This is a genomic window from Cognatundibacterium jejuense, assembly GCF_014284255.1.
Taxonomy (GTDB): Bacteria; Pseudomonadota; Gammaproteobacteria; order Burkholderiales; family Burkholderiaceae_D; genus Undibacterium; species Undibacterium jejuense.
Map to the genome: position 1 here is coordinate 54,134 of NZ_JACOFV010000001.1, position 22,654 is coordinate 76,787.

The window sequence follows — 22,654 nt, forward strand, 5'->3', positions numbered from 1 at the left end:
GTCCGTTCAGACAGCATTTGCGTACAGTCTGTGTCTGCTTTATGCTATACAGATTGCTATATATTGGATCTGTTATGCAGCACAGTTATCGACAAATTGCGGAACAGTTAAATCAGCTTATTCGCACGCATCAATATCAAATTGGTGAGCGTCTGCCATCGGTACGTACATTCGCTAATCAGCATCACGTCAGTGTTTCTACCGTACTTCGTTGCTATCGCTATCTTGAAAGCCTTGGCATGATTGAGGCACGGGCGAAGTCCGGCATGTATGTCGCGGATTGGACAGTAAGGCATTCGAGCATTTTGGGTGAAAAGTCTGCCCAAAAAATACCGTCTGAAATGCGGGTAATAGAATTCGATAAGCTGCGCTCTTTGCAGCACCGAATGACGGAACTGTACTCATTGACTGATCAGCCTCTGGAGTTGCGTTTGCATCTCGCCAGTGCTGCACCAGAATGGTACCCAACCAAAGAAATGTCAAAAATCGCACAAACGATACTCAGGCAATGTCCGGAGATGTTGGGCGAATATCCGACAGGAACTGGCTTAGCTGCATTGAAAGAGCAGTTGGTCCATTGGCTTGCGACCTTTAGTCTTGATGTGCAAACATCGGAATTGCTAATCACTAATGGTAGTACCGAGGCGCTCAGTGTAGCTTTGCGCGCAGTCGCGCAAGCGGGAGACGCGATTGTGGTTGAGTCACCGGTCTATTTTGGTTTGTTGCAAGTGATAGAAAATCTCGGTATGAAAGCGATTGCTGTGCCTTGTATTGAAGATCAGGGCATGAGTATGGAGGCACTTGAGTATGTGCTGGAGCACCAAACCGGTCTTAAAGCGATCGTCGTCATGCCGAATTTTCAGAATCCCCTGGGTTGTACCATGCCAGATAAAAATAAAAAGCATTTGTTGCGACTGGCTGAACAATATGATCTAGCCGTCATTGAAGACGATGTTTTTGCTGATTTGTCGCCACACTATGAGCGCCCACGACCTATGAAAGCATGGGATAAGCATGGTCGGGTGATTTATTGTGGCTCATGTAGCAAGAGTATGGCACCAGGTTTTAAAGTTGGTTGGGTTGCAGGTGGTCGTCATCATGCAAAGATCGCGTCTTTAAAGCTAAGTCATTCCTTGGTAACGCCCTTGTTTGAACAGGCAGTGCTGGCAGAATTCATGCAAACTGGTGCGTTGCATGCGCACTTAAGAAAATTACGAGAACGTTTGGCGGCGAATATTCCAGCCGCGACCGTGGCTTTGCAAACCTATTTCCCCCTCGGCACACGACTAGTGAGTAGTGCCGGAGGGTGGTGGGTTTGGATCGCTTTGCCGCAACAGATTGATGCATTGGTATTGTTGCGACGTGCCGTTGCGATGGGTTTGTCATTTACGCCGGGTTCATTATTTTCGAACTCAGAAAAATTCTCACATTACTTGCGCTTGAATATCGCTCAACCATGGGGGAGCGATATGGAGTCCGGTATGAAATTACTGGGGGAATTAGTCCGCGAACTGGCTTAACAAGCTGCATTTTATTGGTGCTCAGAATTAATTTTCAATTTGCTCTAAAATTGCCGCCACTCTTCAATCAAAAGCATGAGGCTGGTACTTTCAAATCAGCCTGACGTCTGTTGTTGGAAGTTCATTGTTATGGGAATTCAAGCTTCCCCAAATCGAGGTCAGTAATGCAATCATCGCCAGCAAATTCGGACGCAACAAGGTCGAAATTAATTCCAACCTCAGCAGACAATTCAGTCCTCAGTCACGAATTACCGCTGATTAGTACCTGGATGACCTTTTTAATTGCCACTGCCTGTGGCTTGATTGTGGCCAATCTCTATTATGCACAGCCGTTGATTGGACCCATCAGTCAGGCATTGGGGTTGGACCCGAAAGCCTCGGGTTTGATCGTGACCTTAACGCAAATTGGGTATGGGCTGGGATTGCTGCTGATAGTTCCGCTCGGTGATTTGATTGAAAATCGCAAGCTCATTCTTGGTACCATGGTGCTCGGTACCTTGGCACTATTGTGTGCTGCGACTGCCAGTACGCCTCTGGTATTCTTGACTGCAGCTTTTTGCATTGGAGTCGGGTCGGTCGCGGTACAGATATTGGTTCCATTAGCTGCCCATATGGCGCCGGAGGCATTTCGCGGTCGTGTAGTTGGTAATGTTATGAGTGGTTTGATGATGGGTATCATGCTGGCACGACCTGTCGCTGGCTTTATCACGCAAATATCGTCATGGCATGTGGTGTTTTATGTGTCGACCATTGTAATGATCGGATTGGCGCTGGTCTTGTCTAAGGCCCTGCCGCAACGCCTTCCGGTAGCGAAATTGCGTTATAGCGAATTACTCAAATCCATGTGGTATTTGGCACTTCATACACCGCCTTTGCGTCGTCGCTCGATTTATCATGCGCTTATGTTTGCTAGTTTTAGCATGTTTTGGACAACGACGCCATTGTTGTTGGCAGGCCCAGAATTCCATTTATCACAAGCAGATATTGCGCTATTTGCTTTAGCAGGTGTCGCTGGAGCAATCGCTTCGCCGATCGCAGGTAGGGTCGCTGATAAAGGCTGGACACGGCCTGCGACTGCTGTCGCGATGCTGTGTGCTGCTACAGCGTTTTTGCTGACACACCTTGCACCTTATGGTTCACATTGGGCCTTGGGTTTATTGGTTGCCGCGGCAATTTTGTTGGACTTTGGCGTCGCTGGTAATCTGACTTTGGGGCAGCGTACTATTTTCTCGTTAGGGGCAGAACATCGCTCACGCCTCAATGGCATTTATATGGCGACTTTCTTCATGGGTGGTGCTGCTGGTTCCGCAATCGGTGCCTGGGCCTTTGCTTACGGCGGATGGTGGTTGGCTTCTTGTTTCGGTTTTTGTTTACCGATCCTGGGTTTATTATATTTTCTTTCTGAGCCTAAACAGTAATGGTAGGCTTAGCTCTAATGTTGCGATGCTGAAGGCTGATGCAACGACTGCGGCGCGGGTTGCTGAGGCCAAAGCGGACGGGGTGACACTAAATGCCTGTCAAAATACGATGGCTGGCATGAAACTTAAACCAGAAGATATGAACCCGGTAGTGACTTACGTGCCGTCTGGTGCTGGCGAGATTGTCAAGAAACAGCATGTGGGATATGGCTATTTCCGCCCGTGAATTTGCTACGTAATGACTGCTGTTGATCATAAAAAACGTTTAGAAATGGCAAAATATTGGGTGGAATCTAATCCCATGCAAATTCTGGAATTTTTCCAAGGCCTTTAAACACTGGTTTAGAGAACCAGTATCCCTGCATCAATTCGATGCCTAAACTCCGTAAGAAATCTCGTTCCGCGCGGGTTTCTATTCCCTCAGCAAGTACCTTGATGTTTAATGACTTACAAATGTGTACTATGCCACTTACAATAGCTTGTCTCGGCCGATTGGTATCGATACCTCGCACTAAATCCATATCAATTTTGACGATATCTGGTTGATACTCTGATAGTAAATTTAATCCTGCGTAACCAGCGCCAAAGTCATCAATCGCTGTATGAAACCCAAATCTTCGGTATTCCTTAAAGATATTGACTAAATGCGGGCGATCCTGGACACGTTCGCCTTCGGTTACTTCGAAAATGATTTTCTCGATTGGAAAATTAAATTTTTTTGCTGCCTCAAAAGTACTTCGAATACATACTTCCGGGCGATAGACTGCATTCGGTAAAAAATTAATAGAAAGAAACTCCTGCATGTTTAGCCGTGCAGCACCTTCTACCGCTTTGGAACGACAAAGTTGGTCAAAACGGTACCTATTATTATCGTTAATTTTAGCCAGAATACTAGCCGCAGATTCGCCATTTGGTCCGCGCACCAAAGCCTCATATGCATAAATATTCCGTGTAGCAAGATTCACGATAGGTTGGTACGCATATTCAAACTCGAACTCAAACGGTTCATCATTACGACAAGCAGTGCATACGTTGGTCTCCGCCGCATCATGTGGAAGACTGTCTGCTTTACCTCGATATGCCGTATTTTCATGAATTTGAATCATTGAAGCCTCACTAAATTTTCCAATAGAGCCAATATAGTTAATTTTAATTCTAGTTGCAGGCTGATTTAAATTGCAATGTTTTTATAAGATCATAAAGATGGTTCACGTACCTTTAATAAATTTTTCTCTACGCTGCAGCGAGTATTTAAAAATACCTGTCTTTGAAGTGACCGGGGTCACTTTTCACATTTATTAAATAAATTGATAAATGTGAAACTTCGCACTATATTGAAATAGTGAGTTTATATAAAACAGATTAATTTGTAAAAAGTTAACTCTATTGTTGTGTATAAAGAGAATTCCCCGTCAGTTCTAATAGTTAAAAAAGTTAAGCGGCGCGTAAAAGATCGCAGATCAGTTTCTCTTTAAATTATCGAATAAATTAACGAGCGATTCCCATGCAACGATTTGCACGACCTATATACGTTTCACAATTCGCTGATTTTCACATCGATATTGTGGCAATGTTCGATTCAAATTTGCGCCATACCTACGTCAATTCAGCGATCGAAAACTACACCGGTCTTAAACCACAAGATTACGTTGGAAAAACGAATTATGAATTAGGAATGCCAAAAGACTTGGTCACTCAATGGGACGAAGCACTGGAGCATGTGTTTCGTACCGGTGAATCAAGAGATCTTACATTTACATTTCCTGGCGTCGAAGGTAACCGTGATTTTCATTCTCGTTTGGTTGCAGAAAGAGACTCTTCAGGAAATGTTGCTTCAGTGATTTCTTTTGCTCGAGACGTTACTGAAGCTGAGCTCTGTTTTAGATCAGATATGGTCAATAAGTATGAGACCGGGCTTATACAAGCTATTCTTGACTCAGTGGATGATGCCGTCATTGGTAAGACATTAGATGGAGTGGTAACAAGCTGGAACGGTGCTGCCGAAGCTATGTTTGGCTACAAGGCAGAAGAGATGTTGGGAAGATCCATTTTGCGTTTATTTCCCCCAGACAGACTCGATGAAGAAAAATTCATTCTTGAAAAACTACAATACGGTGAAAAAATCGACCATCTTGAGACGGTACGTGTTCACAAAAGTGGACGCTTGATACACGTCACCGTCACAACGTCACCCATTCGTAACCTGGACGGAAAAGTTGTTGGCGCGTGCAAGATAGTTAAAAATGTAACGCCATTAATCGTTGAACGGCAGCGACTGGAACTAGCATTACTTGCAACCAATAGCGGACTATGGGATTGGGATCTTATCAACGGTACAGTGTACTTGTCTGACCTCTATCTTAAAATTACCGGTAGCGACAAACAACAGGAGATCCACGATTTTGATCACTTTAAACGAACTATCCATCCCAACGACTTAGAGCAAACGCTAAAAACCATCGACAAATATCTGGAAGGTCATACCGAACATATCGAGTTCGATTATCGCCTGGCTGCAAATTCGGGTCCCAAAGAAAGTTGGGTAACAACTCAAGCCCAAATTGTGGAACGTGACTTGCTCGGAAGGCCATCGCGTTTGGTCGGTACCATAACAGACACCACGGAAATCAAAAAGACCTATTCAAATTTGCTCGACCGTGAAAAACGTCTGACCCGTGTGATTGATGGCTCCGACCAAGGTTATTGGGACTGGAACATCCAGGAAAACTCCCTCGAAGTAAGCCCACGCTGGGCTGAAATGCTAGGCTATACGCTCGAAGAGGTTGATGTTGCCAATGGTGGCTATGAGAAATTGGTTCATCCAGACGATCTCGTTTCTGTCATGGAAACGGTACTTAAACATATCCAGGGCAAATTACCAAATCTTGAGCAAGAAATTCGTTGCCTCACCAAGACTGGCGAATGGAAATGGATATTAACTCGTGGTCGAGTTGTAGAATGGGATGACGGTAGAAACCCACTCATGGTATCGGGCACCCACACCGATATTACTGAACGAAAAAAATTAGAAATGTCCTTGCGGGAAGCGGCAACAGTTTTTGAGAATAGCTATGACGGTATTGTCGTAGTCAACACAGATGGGTTGGTTTCCCGCACAAATCCCTCTTTTAGCCGGATCACCGGATTTACTGCAGAAGAAGTAATTGGAAAATCGTACCAATCGCTCTTCGCCACTCCACTGAAGCGACGATTCTATGAACAATTATATTTATCGTTGAACAAACATAAATATTGGACTGGTGAATTGTGGGGACATCGAAAAAATGACCAAACCTATCCGTTATTACTTTCGATTTCTAGCGTGGTCGACGATAAAAATGGCATAGAACATTACATAGGAATTTTTTCAGATATCAGTCATTTGAAAGAACATGAAGCAGAGCTGGATCGAGTTGCTCATTACGATCCTTTAACTGGCACACCAAACCGAAGACTGTTGTCTGATCGATTGCAGCAATCGATAGTCAGAGCGGATCGTCAAGGTAAATCCCTAGCAGTATGCTATCTCGACTTGGATGGATTTAAATACGTCAATGATCATTTCGGGCATCAGGCTGGCGATGATCTACTGGTTGCGATTGTTAATAATCTTAAACAAGTACTGAGGGCGGAAGATACCCTTTCACGTCTTGGTGGCGATGAGTTTGTTTTACTTATCAATGGCTGCGAACGACCCGAGGAGTGTTCAATCATATTGGATAGAATATTAAACACCATCAAGATACCAATTACGATAGACAAGGCAGTTATCAGTGTGTCTGCAAGCATAGGTGTGAGTCTCTATCCTAACGATCATTCGGATGCTGACACCTTATTACGTCACGCAGATCAAGCAATGTACCGTGCCAAAGAATCAGGTAAAAATCGCTATCATCTCTTTGATCCGGACAGCGATCAAAAAGCGCAGCGACAACGTGAAATTATTAGTCGACTGCACAACGCGTTACAAAACGATGAATTGACATTGTACTTTCAACCTAAAGTTGATTTAAGAAACGGTGCTGTGGTTGGTGTCGAAGCGCTTATCCGCTGGCAACATCCAGAGCGCGGTTTACTTAGTCCGGCAGCCTTTCTGCCGCAGGTTGAAGGAAGCACCGCTGAATATCCTATCGGTAAATGGGTTATTTCCACCGCTATCCGTAAAGCTTCGCAATGGCTAATAGAAGGATTTCCATTAAAAGTCAGTGTAAATATTAGCGCGAATCAATTGATGCACCCAGAATTCTTAAATGATCTGCGTTTAGCTCTTGCCGAACACCCTGAGGTACCTGCATCGCATCTGGAATTAGAGGTACTTGAGAGTGTGTCAATCAGCGATGTAACGAGAACAGTTGAAATACTCGCTGAATGTCATAGGATTGGAGTGATGGTATCGCTAGATGATTTTGGGACTGGGTATTCATCATTAACTTACCTACGAAAATTACCGGTCGATACACTCAAAATCGATCAAAGTTTTGTTCGTGATATGCTGACTGATCCCGAGGATCATGGAATTGTTAACGCAGTAATCAACCTTGCAAAGTCTTTTAATAGACAGGTTATTGCCGAAGGTGTAGAAACGCTCGCGCATGGTAATGAGCTGTTGAGAATGGGTTGCCATTTAGTGCAAGGTTATGGGATTGCCAAACCAATGCCAGGCGAGGAAATTCAAACTTGGATCAAATACTGGCTCGCTCAACGAAATTGGGAGTGCATATAACCAGTTAATTACCATGTTTTTCAAAAAAAGCATCTTTTCAAGCATCGATGTGTGTTTATATGCGCTGATAGTCGGGCAAATGAATGTGAACCGTCAGGTTCGTATTAGCAGCCTGAGAAATTGAATTGCTCAAGCTTTCATAAATTTCTTTTTTATTCTAAGTACGCGTTTCCATATCCAAGGTATTTCACGCTTTGCTTTTTGTTCGGCATCGTTATCGTTGATTCTTTCGGTGGCATCAAGCAAAGTAACGCCTTTTACCGAAACTTCGTCAGACTTGAATTTCCCAGGTGTTTTGTCAACCTCGTCTTTAAGTATGCCATTGCTTAGCTGGTAAGCAGCAATAGCGGCTGCAACGGCAGGGTTGCTGCCTGTTTCGGTTGCGTAGTCCATTGAGTTGATCGTTGCTATCGCTGCATGGTCCACTGGCGGTGATATTGTGATGTGTGTTGTGTAAATTTGCACGGACTGCGCTGCCGTGTTAGTAGGATTAATAATATTGCCTGTTGTTGCTGAAATTGACTGCGTGATACTTGGACTGGTGACTACGGTGTTCGGGGTGGTGATAGCATTGGTGTTTACTTCATTGAGAACACTAGCATGACTTTCAGTGTTAATCGCGTCAATGAAGGCTTCGTTATTTAGTGTGGATTTTAGTTCAGCGTTGAGCAAGGCTTCGGTAGTATCGAATGTCGCAGGAGTGCGTTGATCGATGACGCTTCGATTATTGCTGGTATTGGCATTTGTCGAGGCCGCAAGACTTTCAAGATGTTTTAGCGCATTTTCCTGAGTGCTATTTAACGTGATAATTTGTTTTTGTACTGATAGTTGTTGTGTGTTTTGTTGTAGGGCAAGGGTCGACAACTCAACAATGCTATCGCCTGTCTCGGTTGTGTTCACTGCACTTGCTTGTTCTACAGCATTGGGGTTGAGTGTCACAACGCTGGCTTGTTCCGGTGCAATTGCCGGTGCAACTGGGGGCAATGGTGGTATAGATGAAATGCTCATTTGAGATTCTCCGCAGACACTACTGTAACGGTTAACGGCAATCGTTGCTGATAGTTGAACCGGCTTGCCAAAAACATTCAGGTAACGTCGTTTGTGATTAAAAATGGCGGTCAGCGTGCTGCGATTTTAGCTGCTTGAATGATAGTCGGTTGAAATTATTTCTTACTTAAATCTGGTTCGTTTTAGCCGATTTTGAGCATGCATAATTCACATTGCGTGCAACTTTTGGTTCGGAATTCTTTGAAAAGCCTGATTGTCGCGAGTTCTTCGTGAGCGTTGAGCGTTTTGGCAGTGGGTGACCCGCCGATGATGACTGATGATTCGGGAACGTCAGGCAATGGCTATTGGGAGGTGAGCGTCGCTACTCTGATGAATCATGCCGGGCAAACAAGCATTTATCAGTTGCCTCTGATAGATGTCAACTTAACCGCAAAGTGAGTTCATTTAAATGTTGGTGCTCACTATGATTTAAGCGAAAACAATACTTTGTTGCTTGCAGGGGTGCATGACTTGCACAATACTCAGGCAGCACAAAGTTCGGTAATGACTTATCTTGGCTTGCAAATGCAGTTTTGATTTGATGTTATCCGCTGGACTCCATACCTAGGTAGTCAAAAAAATCAAATAGCGGACTTATTTTTTATTTTTGCCAGCAGGCCGGTTCTCGACATTGACTTCTTGAATCGCTTCAGCGAATTCAGAAATATCTTCAAAGCTCTTATAGACTGAAGCAAAGCGGATGTACGCGATTTTGTCGAGACGTTTGAGTTCGCGCATCACCAGTTCACCGAGTTGCACTGACATGATTTCACGTTCACCGCTGGCGAGCAGTTTTTCTTCTATGCTTTGTACGGCGTTATCAACTGCTTCGGCCGATACCGGACGTTTGCGCAGAGCCAGCATCAGGCTGGCGCGTAATTTGGAAGATTCATACTCGCTGCGGCTGCCATTTTTTTTAACTATGACGGGCATGATCAATTCTATGCGTTCATAGGTTGTGAAGCGCTTATCGCAATGAGCGCAGCGGCGGCGGCGGCGCATAACATTGCCTTCTTCAGAAACGCGAGTATCGATCACCTGGGTGTCGTCGTTATGGCAGTAGGGGCATTTCATGTAGGTACGTTAGTCTCTTTAATTGTTGTGTCGCATGTTACTTAATAAAACGCCACTCATCGAGTGGCGTTCATCAGTGACGAATTGCTTTACATTATTTTACTTCGCGTAGACCGGGAAAGCACTAGTCAGTTTTTTAACTTCTGCTTTAACGCGTTCGATTGTCGCTGCATCGTTAGGATTGTCCAGAACATCAGCAATCAAATGACCAACTTTGATCGCTTCTGCTTCTTTAAATCCACGTGTGGTGAACGCTGGGCTACCAAGGCGAATGCCAGAAGTGACCATCGGTTTTTGTGGGTCGTTAGGAATGCCGTTTTTGTTGCAAGTCATGTGAGCAGAGCCCAAAATCGCTTCTGCTTCTTTACCGGTCAAACCTTTTGGACGCAAATCAACCAGCATTACGTGAGATTCAGTGCGACCAGAAACGATACGCAAGCCGCGTTCTGTCAATGTTTGCGCCAGTGCTGCCGCATTTTTGACGACTTGTTCCTGGTAGGCTTTGAATTCTGGTGTGAGCGCTTCTTTGAACGCCACTGCTTTACCAGCAATCACATGCATCAATGGACCACCTTGCAAACCCGGGAAAATCGCAGAGTTGATTTTCTTTGCAATCGCTTCGTCGTTCGATAAAATAATGCCGCCGCGTGGGCCGCGCAAGCTCTTGTGTGTCGTGGAAGTCACAACGTCAGCAAATGGGACTGGGTTAGGGTACACGCCAGCGGCGATCAGGCCTGCATAGTGTGCCATGTCGACCATGAAGTAAGCGCCGATTTCTTTGGCGATTTTGCTGAAACGTTCAAAATCAATACGCAGGGCAAATGCGGATGCGCCAGCGATGATCAATTTTGGCTTTGTTTCGCGTGCCAGTTTTTCCATGGCGTCGTAGTCGATGTCTTCATTTGCATCCAGGCCATAAGAAACGACATTGAACCATTTACCAGACATATTCAATGGCATGCCATGAGTCAGGTGACCGCCTTCAGCCAGGCTCATGCCCATGATGGTGTCGCCCGGGTTGAGTAATGCAAAGAAAACGCCTTGGTTGGCTTGTGAGCCAGAATTTGGTTGTACGTTAGCAAAATTTGCACCGAACAATTGTTTCAGGCGGTCGATCGCCAATTGTTCTACAACGTCAACGTGTTCGCAACCGCCGTAGTAGCGTTTGCCTGGATAACCTTCAGCGTATTTGTTCGTCAGTTGGGAGCCTTGGGCTTCCATGACCGCTGGTGAGGTGTAGTTTTCGGATGCGATCAGCTCGATATGTTCTTCCTGGCGATGGTTTTCCAGTTGAATGGTTGCGAACAATTCCGGATCAATATTGGCGAGGGTATGATTTTTGGCAAACATGGCTTTCCTGATTTTCCTGTTAATGTAAAAAACTAGATCGGTGATTGTTTTCTATGAGGTGTCAGTCGGACGTGGTCGTAGAGTGGCAGCCTCACAAATTTACCATCAGGCTACCCAGGCGCACGGCTGAGGTCTTACGACCCCGAAATCTCACGCTTCCCGATGGATCTCCATCTTTTGTTGACGATCAGGTAATAGGTCAATCAACGGTTTCGCCAGTCACGTGAGACGAAATGGTGCGCAGATTTTACGTGATGCCTTATGAATCGGCAAGCGGGTAGACCTAACTTTTGTTTAGTTGTGGAATCTACTTATCCAAGTTGACGCAAAATCGCCCCTTAACCATTTTGGCGTTGCTTAGGTCGAGCAGAAGTCCTGCTGTGATGCACAAAAGCACTTAGAATAGAGGGCATCGTATTTCAGAGGATTTGCACGTTACTATCGTGTAAGTTTACTTTGCTGGTTGCTTATTGTCTTAAAGGAAATTGTATGATCGTATTAGTTACTGGTGCAAGTTCAGGTTTTGGCGAGGAAATAGCAAGAAAATTCGTGCGCGAGGGACATAAAGTCATCGCTGCAGCGCGCAGGGTGGATCGTCTGGCTGCACTACAAGCTGAGTTGGGCGAAAATTTAATGCCTGTTGAACTCGATGTGACTCATAAAGCATCGATCACGAAAGTCTTGGCAGAGTTGCCAGCCACATGGAAAAATATCGATGTTTTGGTCAATAATGCTGGCTTGGCTCTTGGTACTGAGCCAGCGCATCTGGCATCTCAGGACGAATGGGATACGATGATAGACACCAATTGTAAAGGTCTGGTGACCATGACGCGCGCAATTTTGCCTGATATGGTTGCCCGCAATGCTGGCATGATCGTCAATATTGGCTCTATTGCAGGTTCGACAGCGTATCCCGGTGGCAATGTGTACGGCGCAACCAAGGCATTTGTGGATCAGTTCACTAAAAACCTGCGTGCCGACATGGTCGGTACTGGCGTCAGAACCACCAATATCGCGCCTGGTTTGTGTGGCGGCACCGAGTTTTCGAATGTGCGTTTCCGTGGCAATGATGAAGCGGCTGCCAAAGTTTATGAAGGTACAGTGCCCTTGACAGCGATCGATATCGCAGAAACCACGTATTGGATCGCCACTTTGCCTTCGCATGTGAACATCAATTACATAGAAATGATGCCGACATGTCAGGGTTTTGGTCCTTTGAACATTAAGCGTCAGCCAGTCTGATTGTTAAATTCATCCCCAACGAGTGAATGATTTTTCCTTATACTCAAGGGAGTACCCTTAAACTTCTGGCGATCGCTCCAATATTTACAAGGGCGAAAGAAGTAAAATGCAGGATACTCCCGTCAAATGAATAAATAATGCGAGAAAATTTTATCTGGAATGCCAGGGTGTATTATGAAGACACCGATGCTGGTGGTATCGTTTTTTATGCCAACTACCTTAAATTTTTTGAACGTGCCCGTACCGAATGGTTACGTGCCTCAGGCGTTAATCAACAACAACTGGCGCAAGAATTTGAGGTGATGTTTGTCGTTAAAGCAACTGCAGTCGATTATCATGCACCAGCGCGTCTTGATGATGAACTAAGGCTCACGGTTGTGGTCGAAAAGCTGGGACGTGCTTCCGTGCAATTTATTCAGGAAGCATGGTGCGGCGATCGTTTGTTGGTTTCAGGCAAAATTAAAGTCGGATGCGTTGGTGCTACCAGTTTGCGTCCAGCTGCAATTCCTGATGTTATATTGGCAAAGATTTCTGTATAGTCGCTACGCGCGCTGGAAATTCGCTGATCTTTTTTGAAACTGCGATGTTCCGCCATTTTTACTTTCATTTGTTTTTAATCTGATTTTATGACCGCTACACAAGACCTTTCATTCTTAAGCCTGATTAGTAACGCATCCATTCTGGTGCAATTGGTGTTGCTGCTGTTACTCGGTGTTTCGCTGACCAGTTGGACGTATATTTTCAGCAAAATGTTTGCGATCAAAAAGGCCCGCGCTCAGACTGAACACTTTGAACGTAATTTCTGGTCGGGCGGCAATCTGGTTGAGTTATACCAGGAAGCGGCGAATAGTCGACGCAATGCAAGTGGCAAGATGGGGGCTTTAGAGAGAATTTTTGAAGCGGGTATGAGCGAATACCAGAAGGTCAAAAACGCCAATAAGGCTTCACTCGATGCCAGTGCTATGCTCGATGGTGCTCGCCGTGCGATGCGTGCTGCCTATCAGCGCGAAATGGATATGTTGGAATCGCACTTGTCTTTCCTTGCATCGGTTGGCTCGGTTTCGCCTTACATCGGTTTGTTCGGTACCGTGTGGGGGATTATGAATTCTTTTCGTGGGCTGGCGAATGTGCAACAAGCGACACTGGCCGCGGTAGCGCCTGGTATTGCTGAGGCCTTGATTGCGACAGCGATTGGTTTGTTTGCTGCGATTCCTGCAGTTTTAGCATATAACCGCTACTCGCATGAAATTGACCGCCTGGCGATACGCTTCGAAACTTTTATCGAAGAATTCTCCAATATTCTGCAACGTCAGTCACGTTGATCATTGAGGCAGCATGAGTTCTCTGCGTGGCGAACGTAAACGCAAATTTAAAGCCGAGATTAACGTCGTTCCTTATATTGACGTAATGCTGGTATTGCTGATCATTTTTATGGTCTGCGCACCGATGACGAACCCAAGTGTGATTAATTTGCCGACGGCAGGTCAATCGACGCAACCGCCATCTTCGTATATTGAAATTTCTATTGCCAAAAATAATACGTGGGCAATCGGAATTAAAAGTAAGGCTGATGGCAGTGGTAGTAATCCTTCTGACGATAAAGAGGAAACATCGGATCGTGATAAATTGATGCAAAAACTGCGTGAATATCACGAAGCAAAACCTGATTTGGCTGTATTGGTTTCGGCAGATAAAAAGGTCGAATACGACAATGTGGTCCAGGTAATTTCTGACGCGAAAAAGCTTGGCTTCAATCGCGTTGGTTTGGCTACAAAATAATCAAGGATGGCTGCTTCTTTTTTCCCCCCGCGTTTCACTTTGCTGCTGATGAGTATTGTCAGTGGATCAGGTTGGGCGCAAGAAGCCGCCATTTTGGAAAAAACGCAAACTCTTGTTAGCAACGCTAAAGAAGTAGTTGTTTCAGGTGGTGCTTCTAACAGCGCTACTAATGATGCGACTGATCAGGCGAAGGCTGATGTCAGCAGCGATGCTCTAGTTGATGAAGCCGGGAAAACCTCACCTGGCAAATCCTTACGTATGAGTGGTAGTTTTCGTTTGGTGACGGAAAAAAATGAGTGGTCGGTTCTTTTGCGTGAACATATTCCTGAATTTGTAAGCAATCCTGAACCGCAAAATATTACTCCATCATTGCTCCGCAGGATGCGTCAGGATATCGGCGATATTCTGGCGACAGAGGGTTATTTTTCTCCTCAAATTCAATTTGAAAATCTGGATGAAGTAGCGCTCAGGGATGCCAGATCCAGTGCCGAAAAAGTGATTAATGTGCATATTGATCCCGGCCCAAGGACGAAAATAACAAGCGTCAATATTCAATTTACCGGCGCCTTGAATGATGCCGTTCAAGCGCAAGATCAGAGTGCAATAGCGCGCCGTGAAGAAGCCTTGAAAACCTGGAAGTTGACTGTTGGAAAGCCATTTACTGAAGATGCCTGGAGTCAATCCAAAAATCTTTTGACGGAAAATTTGCGCACCAATGTTTATGCTTCAGCGAAGCTGATTGATAGTGAAGCAAATGTTGATGCTGATGCCCACAATGCTGATCTTGTTTTGGAAGTTGATAGTGGTCCTGTTTTTACTTTTGGGGCGCTTCAGGTTACTGGCTTGAAACGTTATCAACGTTGGATATTAGATCGTTATCAACCACCGCGTGAAGGTGAGTTGTATTCACGTGCGCGGTTACTTGAATTTCAGCGGGCTTTGCAGAACTCACCTTATTTTGCGTCGGTTGCAGTAGCCATAGAAGCTGACCCTGAAAAGGCAAAAAGTGTTCCCATTGAGGTCAACCTCGTTGAGCGTAAGCCGCGTGATTTGAGTTTTGGTCTCGGTTATAGTTCTAACACAGGGTTTCGAGGTGAGATCGCGTATCGCGATCGGGATATATTGGGACGGGCATGGGATTTGCGAAGTGCAATCCGGATAGAGCAAAAGCGTCAGGTTGGCTTCGCGGATATTTATTTACCCCCTTACGATAACAAACTTGATTCGTTTGGTGTCATTTCTGATCGTGAAAATGTTTCTGACGTACTGACAGTTAAAAATGCGGTGGGTATTAAACGTACATCAACCAATGGTCATGTTGAACAACGGTTGGGGCTTAATCTGGTTCGGGAAAAAGTATCGATTGAGAGTGAACCAACACAAATTAATCGAGCGCTGGTGGCAAGTATAGGCTGGACCTGGCGCGATGTGGACGATACATTTGCCCCGCGTAAAGGTGAAATTTATCAACTTGATTTAGCTGGTTCGGAAAAAGCCGCCCTGTCTGACCAGCGATTCTTCCGGGTCTATGGAAAATATCAACGTTGGATACCTGTTGGCACAGCAGATAGCATTATTTTACGTGCAGAAGCCGGGCAAGTGTTTTCAGACAGTATTGAAGGTATTCCGGAAGATTATTTGTTCAGGACGGGCGGCAGTTCTACCGTGCGCGGTTACTCTTATCAGAGCCTGGGAATTCAGCAGGGACTAGCGGTCACAGGCGGTCGCGTTATGTCCGTTGTCAGTGCAGAATACGTGCATTGGCTGGATCGCACCTGGGGCATCGCTACCTTTGTTGATGCGGGTGATGCCTCAGATAGTTGGCGCGACCTGAAGATGTATCAGGCATTCGGGGTAGGTGGCCGTTATCGTACGCCTGCTGGTCCGATTGCCCTGGATCTCGCTTATGGTAAGCAGACTAAGAAATTACGTTTAGATTTTTCTATTGCGATTGCTTTCTGATATGGAACAAAAAGTGTCTCCGCAAGCGCCTGATAATGAGTCCCCAATTGCTGGGCGCAGACGCTTTTCTGTTCTGAAATTACTATTCGCGACATTTTTTTTAGTGCTCTTATGTTTGAGTATATTGCTGGCCTGGGCAATTAAAACTGAAAGTGGTACTCAGACCTTATTTTCTGTCGCGCATTCTCTGAGCGCAGGATCTTTGCAGGCCACTGGTGTCAAGGGCTCAGTCGGTGATGAGCTGGAATTCGAGAAGTTATCATATCATTCAACTGATTTAAAAATTGAAGCGAGTGGTGTTCATTTAATCTGGCGGCCTTTCGCTCTGTGGCATAAACAGGCGTTGATCGATCGACTGCATGTCAGCGCATTGCTTATTGCCACGGTACCAAGTAATTCCCCCGCTAGTCTGCCAAATGACTTGCACTTGCCGCTCAGCTTATCAGCAAAGGATCTTGCAGTAGGTGAATTGCTGATTGCTGATTTGACGCCTGGTGGCAAGCAAACTGATAGTCTGAAACTGAGTGCTCTAACCGGAGAAATGAGTTTTGATCTACACCAGTATCAGGCCAGGCTGGCATTCAATTCGCCATGGGGGCGCATCCAGTCTGACTCTTTGAACCTAAATGCGCAAAGACCGTTTGCGCTCAAAGGTAATGCCAATTTGCAGGGTCAGGTCACCCCTGAGATTCCGGCAATGTATGTGCTAGCGAATGCAAGTGGTAATTTGCAAACGCTAAAGCTCTCACTGCAGGCGCAACTCAACGAACAAACGAAGCAGCCGGATGGTTTATCTGCTGCCGTATCTGCCGCAGAATCTTCTGCATTAACTGGCCATGCAAACGCAACCATCGCACCATTCGATGAGCAAGTTTTGAAGCAATTGCAGATTGATGTTGAACACTTTAATCCGGCGGCTTGGCATGCCAGTGCACCAGTCGCAGATTTGCGGATTTGGGCGGATGCACATCCTGATCTCAAGCTAAAAAAACAAACTGATGATCTGATTGGATCACTGCGTGTGACTAATACAGCGGTTGCCACTTTAGATAAAAATGCCTTACCAATAAAAGGCATGAGTAGTCAGTTTGAGTGGCGCGGCACGCGTTTGCGTCTCCCTGATTTGCAAATCCAATTTGACGGTGATGGTGCTGCACGCGGTGATGCGCAAGTCAATTGGCATGCAAAGCAACCCCAAGCCGAAGCGCGAATTCAATTGTCGAATATCGACTTGCTGAAAATCGATCAACGTTTACGCCATACCCAGATCAATGGCGAAATTACTGCGCAAACCAAGGAGAATATTCAGGTTCAGGCACAATTGCACGACAAAGGAACTCTGCTTAATTCGGAGTTGAATTACGATATTCAAAAGCAGTTGCTGACCCTTAAACAAATTAAGTTGGCATCGCAAGATTCGCATGTTGAAGGGCAGGGTGACATCTCATTTGCTGGCAATCAGCCATTTCATTTTAAAGGAAGTCTGGTTAATTTTGATCCTTCAAAATGGATAGATGTGCCTGCTGGTCATCTCCAAGCGGAACTCACCACCTCAGGTCAACTACTGCCACAACTCCAGGTTGCATTGAGTTTGCCGCACTTACAAGGGCAATACGCAGGGCAGACCGTGCAAGGAACGATGGGTGTGCAGTGGCAAACCGCCCAACTAAAAGTGCATCAGATGGATTTACGCTGGGGTAGCAATCATCTGAATGCACAAGGGGCTTGGGGCAATGTAAGTGATGTGCTTAAGTTACAGTTGGATGCGCCGCAATTAAACGAATTGAATGCATTGCTCGCGAATCAGCAGATGACAATCAATGGTGATCTTAAGGCGAATGTTGTTTTAGAGGGGAAGTTTTCTGAGCTTGCTGGTCAGCTTAATATGCAATCTGGAAAACTTCAGTTTTCAAAAAAGCAGCAGGAATATTCTCTCGAAAATTTACTTGGAAAATTGAGCTTGTCGCACGCCAGTAATGGTGTTTTTGATGGCGAAATCAGTGCACACCATGTGAGATCAGATACAAAGCTGACCTCGGAATCTGAAGATAAAATTGAACAGATCAAATTGGGATTAAAAGGTCGCCGCGACGCACATCAAATTGCTTTACAGTTGCAGTTGCCGGGGCAGCAGAACGTACAAGCACAAATCAATGGTGGATTGCAGCCACCACAGCACGGTAAGGAAAGCCCGTGGGGCTGGACTGGCCAATTACAGAGTTTGGGATTAAATGGACAAACCAGTGCTCGCTTGCTGAACCCAGCGCCGGTCACTATTTCTGCACAGGCGGTGCACGTGGGCAATGTCCAACTCGAGAGTGGCCTGGTTAATGTCGAAATGGAGCAGTTTGACTGGACGCCAGATTCATTGAAAACAAGAGGACGAATTTCTAATGCAAAAGTGACTGATTTACTCAACTTCATTAAACCTCAATACGCTGTTACTGGCAGTCTGAAATTAAATGCTGATTGGAATATCCAGCTTGCTGATACGGTACATGGAGAAATTAATCTACAAAAGCAAAGCGGAGATCTGCGTTTTAACGATCCTGACGGCACCGGAACACCGATTCCATTAGGTATTCAGGACTTGAAAATGCAGGTACGCATTGGAGGTCTGGTTGCGGGTACAGATGGGCAACGTATGAGTTTGAGTTTGAATGCGGATGGAACTCGCTTAGGTCAAGTTCGGATGCAGGCCGATTCTCTCTTGAGCAGGCAAAATGGTCTGTGGAGTGTTTCGTCTGCTGCGCCGCTGGGCGGCACCATTAACGCGGTTGTTCCCGATCTTGAATGGGTAGGTTCCTTGATCAATCCGGGTTTGGTGTTGAAAGGTAAATTAAATCTTGACGCCAAATTGAGTGGAACTTTGAGTGCGCCGCATTATCACGCTAACGTTGCTGGTAAAGAGCTGGAAGTGGCATTTGCGTCTGAAGGACTGTTACTGCCGAATGGTGTGTTAGATGCACAAATCGATGATGCCCATTTAAAACTGGCGCGCTTGCAGTTTTCAAATACAGTAACCATGCTGCCACAACATGAACAGTTCAGGGACTGGGATGCGATTGGTAAGCGCGGTGAATTTAATGCTAGTGGTGAGCTAGATATTGGCAAGGAAACCGGCTCAATCAAAGCGGAATGGAAGCAATTTCCAATGTTGCAACGTAAAGACCGATGGCTGCAAGTATCGGGTCAGGCCAGTATAGTAGAAGCAAATAATGTCTGGAGTCTGAATGGCAAGGTTGTTGCTGACGGTGCTTATTTTAAACTACCTAAATTGCCGCCTCCAAGTTTGTCGAGTGATGTGAACGTTAAAAGAAAATCTGATAAGCCAACTGACAGAGAGGCAGCAGCCAATGCCTCCAAAAAAGGTTTAAAAACCCGCATTGACGTTAATTTTGATATGGGGCCTCGTTTTGTATTTGTTGGACGGGGTTTGGATACCGGATTAGCCGGAAGTTTGCGGCTGCGTTCATTTGATGGAAGTCCATTACAAGCGACCGGATCCATCAATACGGTAAAGGGCGCTTACGAAGGATATGGACAGCAGTTGACAATAGATCGTGGCAATTTGAATTTTCAGGGGCCACCTGCAAATCCCGGCTTGAATATTCGTGCCTTGCGGAAAGGCTTACCAGTTGAGGCTGGGGTCGAAGTAGTCGGTACCGTAGTGGCGCCACAGGTGCGACTGGTTTCCGAACCTGATGTGCCAGACACAGAAAAATTAAGCTGGCTGGTCTTGGGTCGCGGTTCTGATCAGTTGGCTGGTGGCGATGCTTCGCTATTAATGTCTGCGGCGACCGCGATATTTGGCGGTGATGGCAGTCGTAATGTTCCTAAAGACATTGTACAGGGTCTGGGTTTTGATGAGTTTTCGATTGGAAATTCTAGTGGTGCACCTTCATCGCATGTTCCGGGGCAGACCGTCGCAGGAACAACTTCAACTTCCACTAGTTCGTCGGGTAGCGACCAGGTAGTGAGTGTCGGTAAACATCTGATGCCAGGTTTGGTATTGGCAGTAGAACGTGGTCTTGGTGATGCCAGCGGAGCGGTCAAACTGAGCTGGCAACTCACGCGTAGAATCACGATAGTTGGCCGTACCGGTAGTGAATCTGCAGTCGATATTAACTACACATTCTCATTTAATTGATCGCGACACAAATGCGGTGTTAATTTGGCGTAAATGCGACAAATTATGGCTAGATGTCGCAATAGTGACGTGCAATTTTTCTCTACACTGCGTGCATATGTTCGAATCAGTTCTTCGTGATTGATTCGCTTCCATGGTTTCCCTTACTTTTAATGACGACTATGCAAACAGCAACGAAGCAATTATCTGCGGCACCCGGGGCGGAAGATGTTACCGGTTTCCGTGTATTGGGGGCGATCAGCTTTGCCCATTTTCTTAATGACATGATCCAGTCGCTGATTGTGGCGATTTATCCACTTTTAAAGGGGAATTTCAATCTGAATTTTGCTCAGATTGGACTGATCACTTTGACGTATCAGATCACGGCATCAATTTTGCAACCGGTGGTTGGGCTTTATACCGACAAACATCCTAAACCTTATTCACTGGCATTGGGGATGGGCTTTACTCTGGTCGGCTTACTATTATTGTCGGTTGCGCCGAACTACGGGTTAGTGCTGCTGGCTGCAGCCTTGGTTGGTACTGGTTCATCAATTTTTCACCCCGAGTCTTCACGCGTTGCGCGCATGGCTTCCGGTGGACGTCATGGTCTGGCGCAGTCTATCTTTCAGGTGGGGGGTAATGCTGGTAGTTCTATGGGACCGTTGTTGGCAGCGTGGATCATTATTCCACGTGGTCAAGCCAGTATTGCGTGGTTCTCAGTGGCAGCCATGTTGGCGATAGGTATCTTATGGCAGATCGGTAACTGGTACAAACGTAAGCGTCAGGAAGCCAAAGCCAGGCCAGCCCAGGCATCCCATTCACACGTCATCTTGGCGCGCAACAAAGTGCTATTTTCTATTGCGATTTTAATGCTGCTCATCTTCTCAAAATACTTTTACATGGCAAGTTTAAGCAGTTATTTTACGTTCTACCTGATGAGCAAGTTTCACTTGTCGGTACAAGACGCGCAGATCCATTTATTTGTGTTCTTATTTGCCGTGGCAACAGGCACAGTGCTTGGTGGCCCGATAGGGGACAAGGTGGGACGTAAGCTGGTGATCTGGGTTTCTATCCTTGGCGTGGCACCATTCACCTTGTTGTTGCCCTATGCGAATTTATTTTGGACTGGCGTGCTGTCGGTTGTCATTGGTTTGATATTGGCATCGGCATTTTCTGCCATTCTGGTGTTTGCGCAAGAACTGGTGCCAGGGAAAGTAGGTACGATTTCTGGTTTATTCTTTGGTTTCGCGTTCGGTATGGGGGGGATAGGCGCAGCCGCCTTGGGTAAGTTGGCGGATATGACTGACATATATTTTGTGTATCAGGTCTGTTCGTTCTTGCCTTTGTTAGGATTGGCAGCGGCCTTTTTGCCTAATCTGGAGAAACTACCGCACAAGGTAAGTTGAAGATTGAAGAGCTCAGTCGCTAATTAAAAAGCGATGTTGTAGAATCAAAACGTGTTGTGGGATTCCACTGCACGTTTTTTATTTGTCTCTATAGAAAGCAAAAAATGTCCATTGCATGGAACGTGTTTACCCCGTGGTCTGCTTTGATAGGCGGGGTTGTGATAGGGCTCGCCGCCGCCGCATTGATCCTGCTGAACGGAAAAGTTGCCGGTATCAGTGGCATCTTGGCGGGCGTATTGAAACCATTTAATCGTAATGGCTACTGGCGTATCAGTTTTTTGCTGGGACTGTTGATTGCACCTATCGTATATAGCTGCTTCGCACCATTGCCGATACTGCAGATAGACGCTAGTGTGGGACGTTTGTTAATAGCGGGTTTTTTAGTCGGGATTGGGACGAGGTATGGCGCGGGCTGTACTAGCGGTCATGGTGTGTGCGGGCTATCTCGCTTATCTTTACGCTCTCTCGTAGCGACCACGACGTTCATGGCCGCTGGATTTGTCACTGTGTTTGTGATCCGTCATGTATTGCATAGTTGAGAAAATTGAGAAAAGAAAATGACTTATTTCACTTCCTTATTTGCTGGACTCCTGTTTGGTTTAGGTTTGATTGTTAGCGGTATGGTTAATCCCGGTAAGGTACTAGGTTTTCTTGACCTGGCGGGAGCCTGGGATCCGTCCTTAATGCTTGTCATGCTAGGTGCTATTGCTGTTGGATTGTTTGCATTTGTGATCGCAAAAAAAAGGGTGGTAAGCTTTTTTGGAGAAAAAATAGATTTGCCTACGAATACTGCAATAGACCTGCGTTTAGTTGGAGGTAGTGCATTGTTTGGTATCGGTTGGGGACTTGCAGGCTTTTGTCCCGGTCCAGCTTTGGTTGGACTTAGTATGGGATTGCCCTCTGCTTTGATTTTTGTCGCGGCCATGATTGCTGGTATGTTGTTGTTTGAATTCATAGAAAAAATACGTGCACCTCAATAATCAAGGCACGCACTGTCATTT

Annotated in this window: 17 protein-coding genes and 1 riboswitch; of the genes, 13 read left to right on the top strand and 4 right to left on the bottom strand. The window is 45.8% G+C overall.

Annotated elements, in window-relative coordinates:
- Positions 1–74: 74 nt before the first annotated feature.
- The 3 genes from H8K32_RS00315 (at position 75) to H8K32_RS00325 (ending at position 3,164) form a co-directional block, all read left to right on the top strand.
- A complete protein-coding gene (locus tag H8K32_RS00315; protein ID WP_186910476.1) occupies positions 75–1,520 on the top strand; it encodes an aminotransferase-like domain-containing protein in 1,446 nt (481 codons plus the stop codon).
- Positions 1,521–1,789: 269 nt separating this feature from the next.
- Positions 1,790–2,938 carry an MFS transporter gene (locus H8K32_RS00320; RefSeq protein WP_246447049.1) on the top strand — a complete coding sequence of 383 codons (1,149 nt, stop codon included), beginning with the start codon at positions 1,790–1,792 and terminating at the stop codon, positions 2,936–2,938.
- Positions 2,939–2,963: 25 nt separating this feature from the next.
- Positions 2,964–3,164, top strand: a complete 201-nt coding sequence (locus tag H8K32_RS00325) for a DsrE family protein (protein ID WP_186910478.1) — start codon at positions 2,964–2,966, stop codon at positions 3,162–3,164.
- A 67-nt stretch (positions 3,165–3,231) separates the two neighbouring features.
- Here the strand turns inward: H8K32_RS00325 and H8K32_RS00330 are convergent, their stop codons facing one another.
- The gene (locus tag H8K32_RS00330; RefSeq protein WP_186910479.1) at positions 3,232–4,044 is read right to left on the bottom strand and encodes an EAL domain-containing protein; all 813 of its coding nucleotides are present in this window, start codon (positions 4,042–4,044) and stop codon (positions 3,232–3,234) included.
- Between the two features lie 398 nt (positions 4,045–4,442).
- Here H8K32_RS00330 and H8K32_RS00335 point away from each other — a divergent pair, with 398 nt between their 5' ends.
- Complete coding sequence (locus tag H8K32_RS00335) at positions 4,443–7,661, top strand: PAS domain S-box protein (protein ID WP_186910480.1); 3,219 nt, start codon at positions 4,443–4,445, stop codon at positions 7,659–7,661.
- 129 nt (positions 7,662–7,790) lie between these two features.
- Here the strand turns inward: H8K32_RS00335 and H8K32_RS00340 are convergent, their stop codons facing one another.
- The 3 genes from H8K32_RS00340 to glyA all read right to left on the bottom strand — a co-directional run bounded on the left by H8K32_RS00340 (position 7,791) and on the right by glyA (position 11,132).
- Positions 7,791–8,669: a hypothetical protein gene (locus H8K32_RS00340; RefSeq protein ID WP_186910481.1), complete on the bottom strand. Its 879-nt coding sequence runs from the start codon at positions 8,667–8,669 to the stop codon at positions 7,791–7,793.
- A 633-nt stretch (positions 8,670–9,302) separates the two neighbouring features.
- Complete coding sequence (gene nrdR, locus H8K32_RS00345; RefSeq protein WP_186910482.1) at positions 9,303–9,782, bottom strand: transcriptional regulator NrdR; 480 nt, start codon at positions 9,780–9,782, stop codon at positions 9,303–9,305.
- A gap of 99 nt (positions 9,783–9,881) precedes the next feature.
- Positions 9,882–11,132 carry a serine hydroxymethyltransferase gene (gene glyA, locus H8K32_RS00350; RefSeq protein WP_186910483.1) on the bottom strand — a complete coding sequence of 417 codons (1,251 nt, stop codon included), beginning with the start codon at positions 11,130–11,132 and terminating at the stop codon, positions 9,882–9,884.
- 105 nt (positions 11,133–11,237) lie between these two features.
- Positions 11,238–11,365, bottom strand: a riboswitch (ZMP/ZTP riboswitch).
- Between the two features lie 256 nt (positions 11,366–11,621).
- On the opposite strand from glyA, the gene H8K32_RS00355 reads away from it, so the two are divergent.
- The 9 genes from H8K32_RS00355 to H8K32_RS00395 all read left to right on the top strand — a co-directional run bounded on the left by H8K32_RS00355 (position 11,622) and on the right by H8K32_RS00395 (position 22,633).
- On the top strand, positions 11,622–12,374 hold the full coding sequence (locus tag H8K32_RS00355) for an SDR family NAD(P)-dependent oxidoreductase (protein ID WP_186910484.1): 753 nt from the start codon (positions 11,622–11,624) through the stop codon (positions 12,372–12,374).
- A gap of 137 nt (positions 12,375–12,511) precedes the next feature.
- On the top strand, positions 12,512–12,913 hold the full coding sequence (gene ybgC / locus H8K32_RS00360) for a tol-pal system-associated acyl-CoA thioesterase (RefSeq protein WP_186910485.1): 402 nt from the start codon (positions 12,512–12,514) through the stop codon (positions 12,911–12,913).
- 87 nt (positions 12,914–13,000) lie between these two features.
- Positions 13,001–13,696, top strand: coding sequence for a protein TolQ (tolQ, locus tag H8K32_RS00365; protein ID WP_186910486.1), 696 nt, complete (start codon positions 13,001–13,003; stop codon positions 13,694–13,696).
- A gap of 13 nt (positions 13,697–13,709) precedes the next feature.
- A complete protein-coding gene (locus H8K32_RS00370) occupies positions 13,710–14,153 on the top strand; it encodes an ExbD/TolR family protein (RefSeq protein ID WP_186910487.1) in 444 nt (147 codons plus the stop codon).
- 6 nt (positions 14,154–14,159) lie between these two features.
- Entirely contained in the window at positions 14,160–16,115 is a 1,956-nt protein-coding gene (locus tag H8K32_RS00375) for an autotransporter assembly complex protein TamA (RefSeq protein WP_186910488.1), read from the top strand.
- A gap of 115 nt (positions 16,116–16,230) precedes the next feature.
- Positions 16,231–20,265: a translocation/assembly module TamB domain-containing protein gene (locus H8K32_RS00380; protein WP_186910489.1), complete on the top strand. Its 4,035-nt coding sequence runs from the start codon at positions 16,231–16,233 to the stop codon at positions 20,263–20,265.
- A 161-nt stretch (positions 20,266–20,426) separates the two neighbouring features.
- The gene (locus H8K32_RS00385) at positions 20,427–21,653 is read left to right on the top strand and encodes an MFS transporter (protein WP_186910490.1); all 1,227 of its coding nucleotides are present in this window, start codon (positions 20,427–20,429) and stop codon (positions 21,651–21,653) included.
- Between the two features lie 104 nt (positions 21,654–21,757).
- Positions 21,758–22,192 carry a YeeE/YedE family protein gene (locus tag H8K32_RS00390; protein ID WP_186910491.1) on the top strand — a complete coding sequence of 145 codons (435 nt, stop codon included), beginning with the start codon at positions 21,758–21,760 and terminating at the stop codon, positions 22,190–22,192.
- 18 nt (positions 22,193–22,210) lie between these two features.
- Positions 22,211–22,633, top strand: a complete 423-nt coding sequence (locus tag H8K32_RS00395; RefSeq protein WP_186910492.1) for a DUF6691 family protein — start codon at positions 22,211–22,213, stop codon at positions 22,631–22,633.
- The last annotated feature ends 21 nt before the right edge of the window (positions 22,634–22,654 follow it).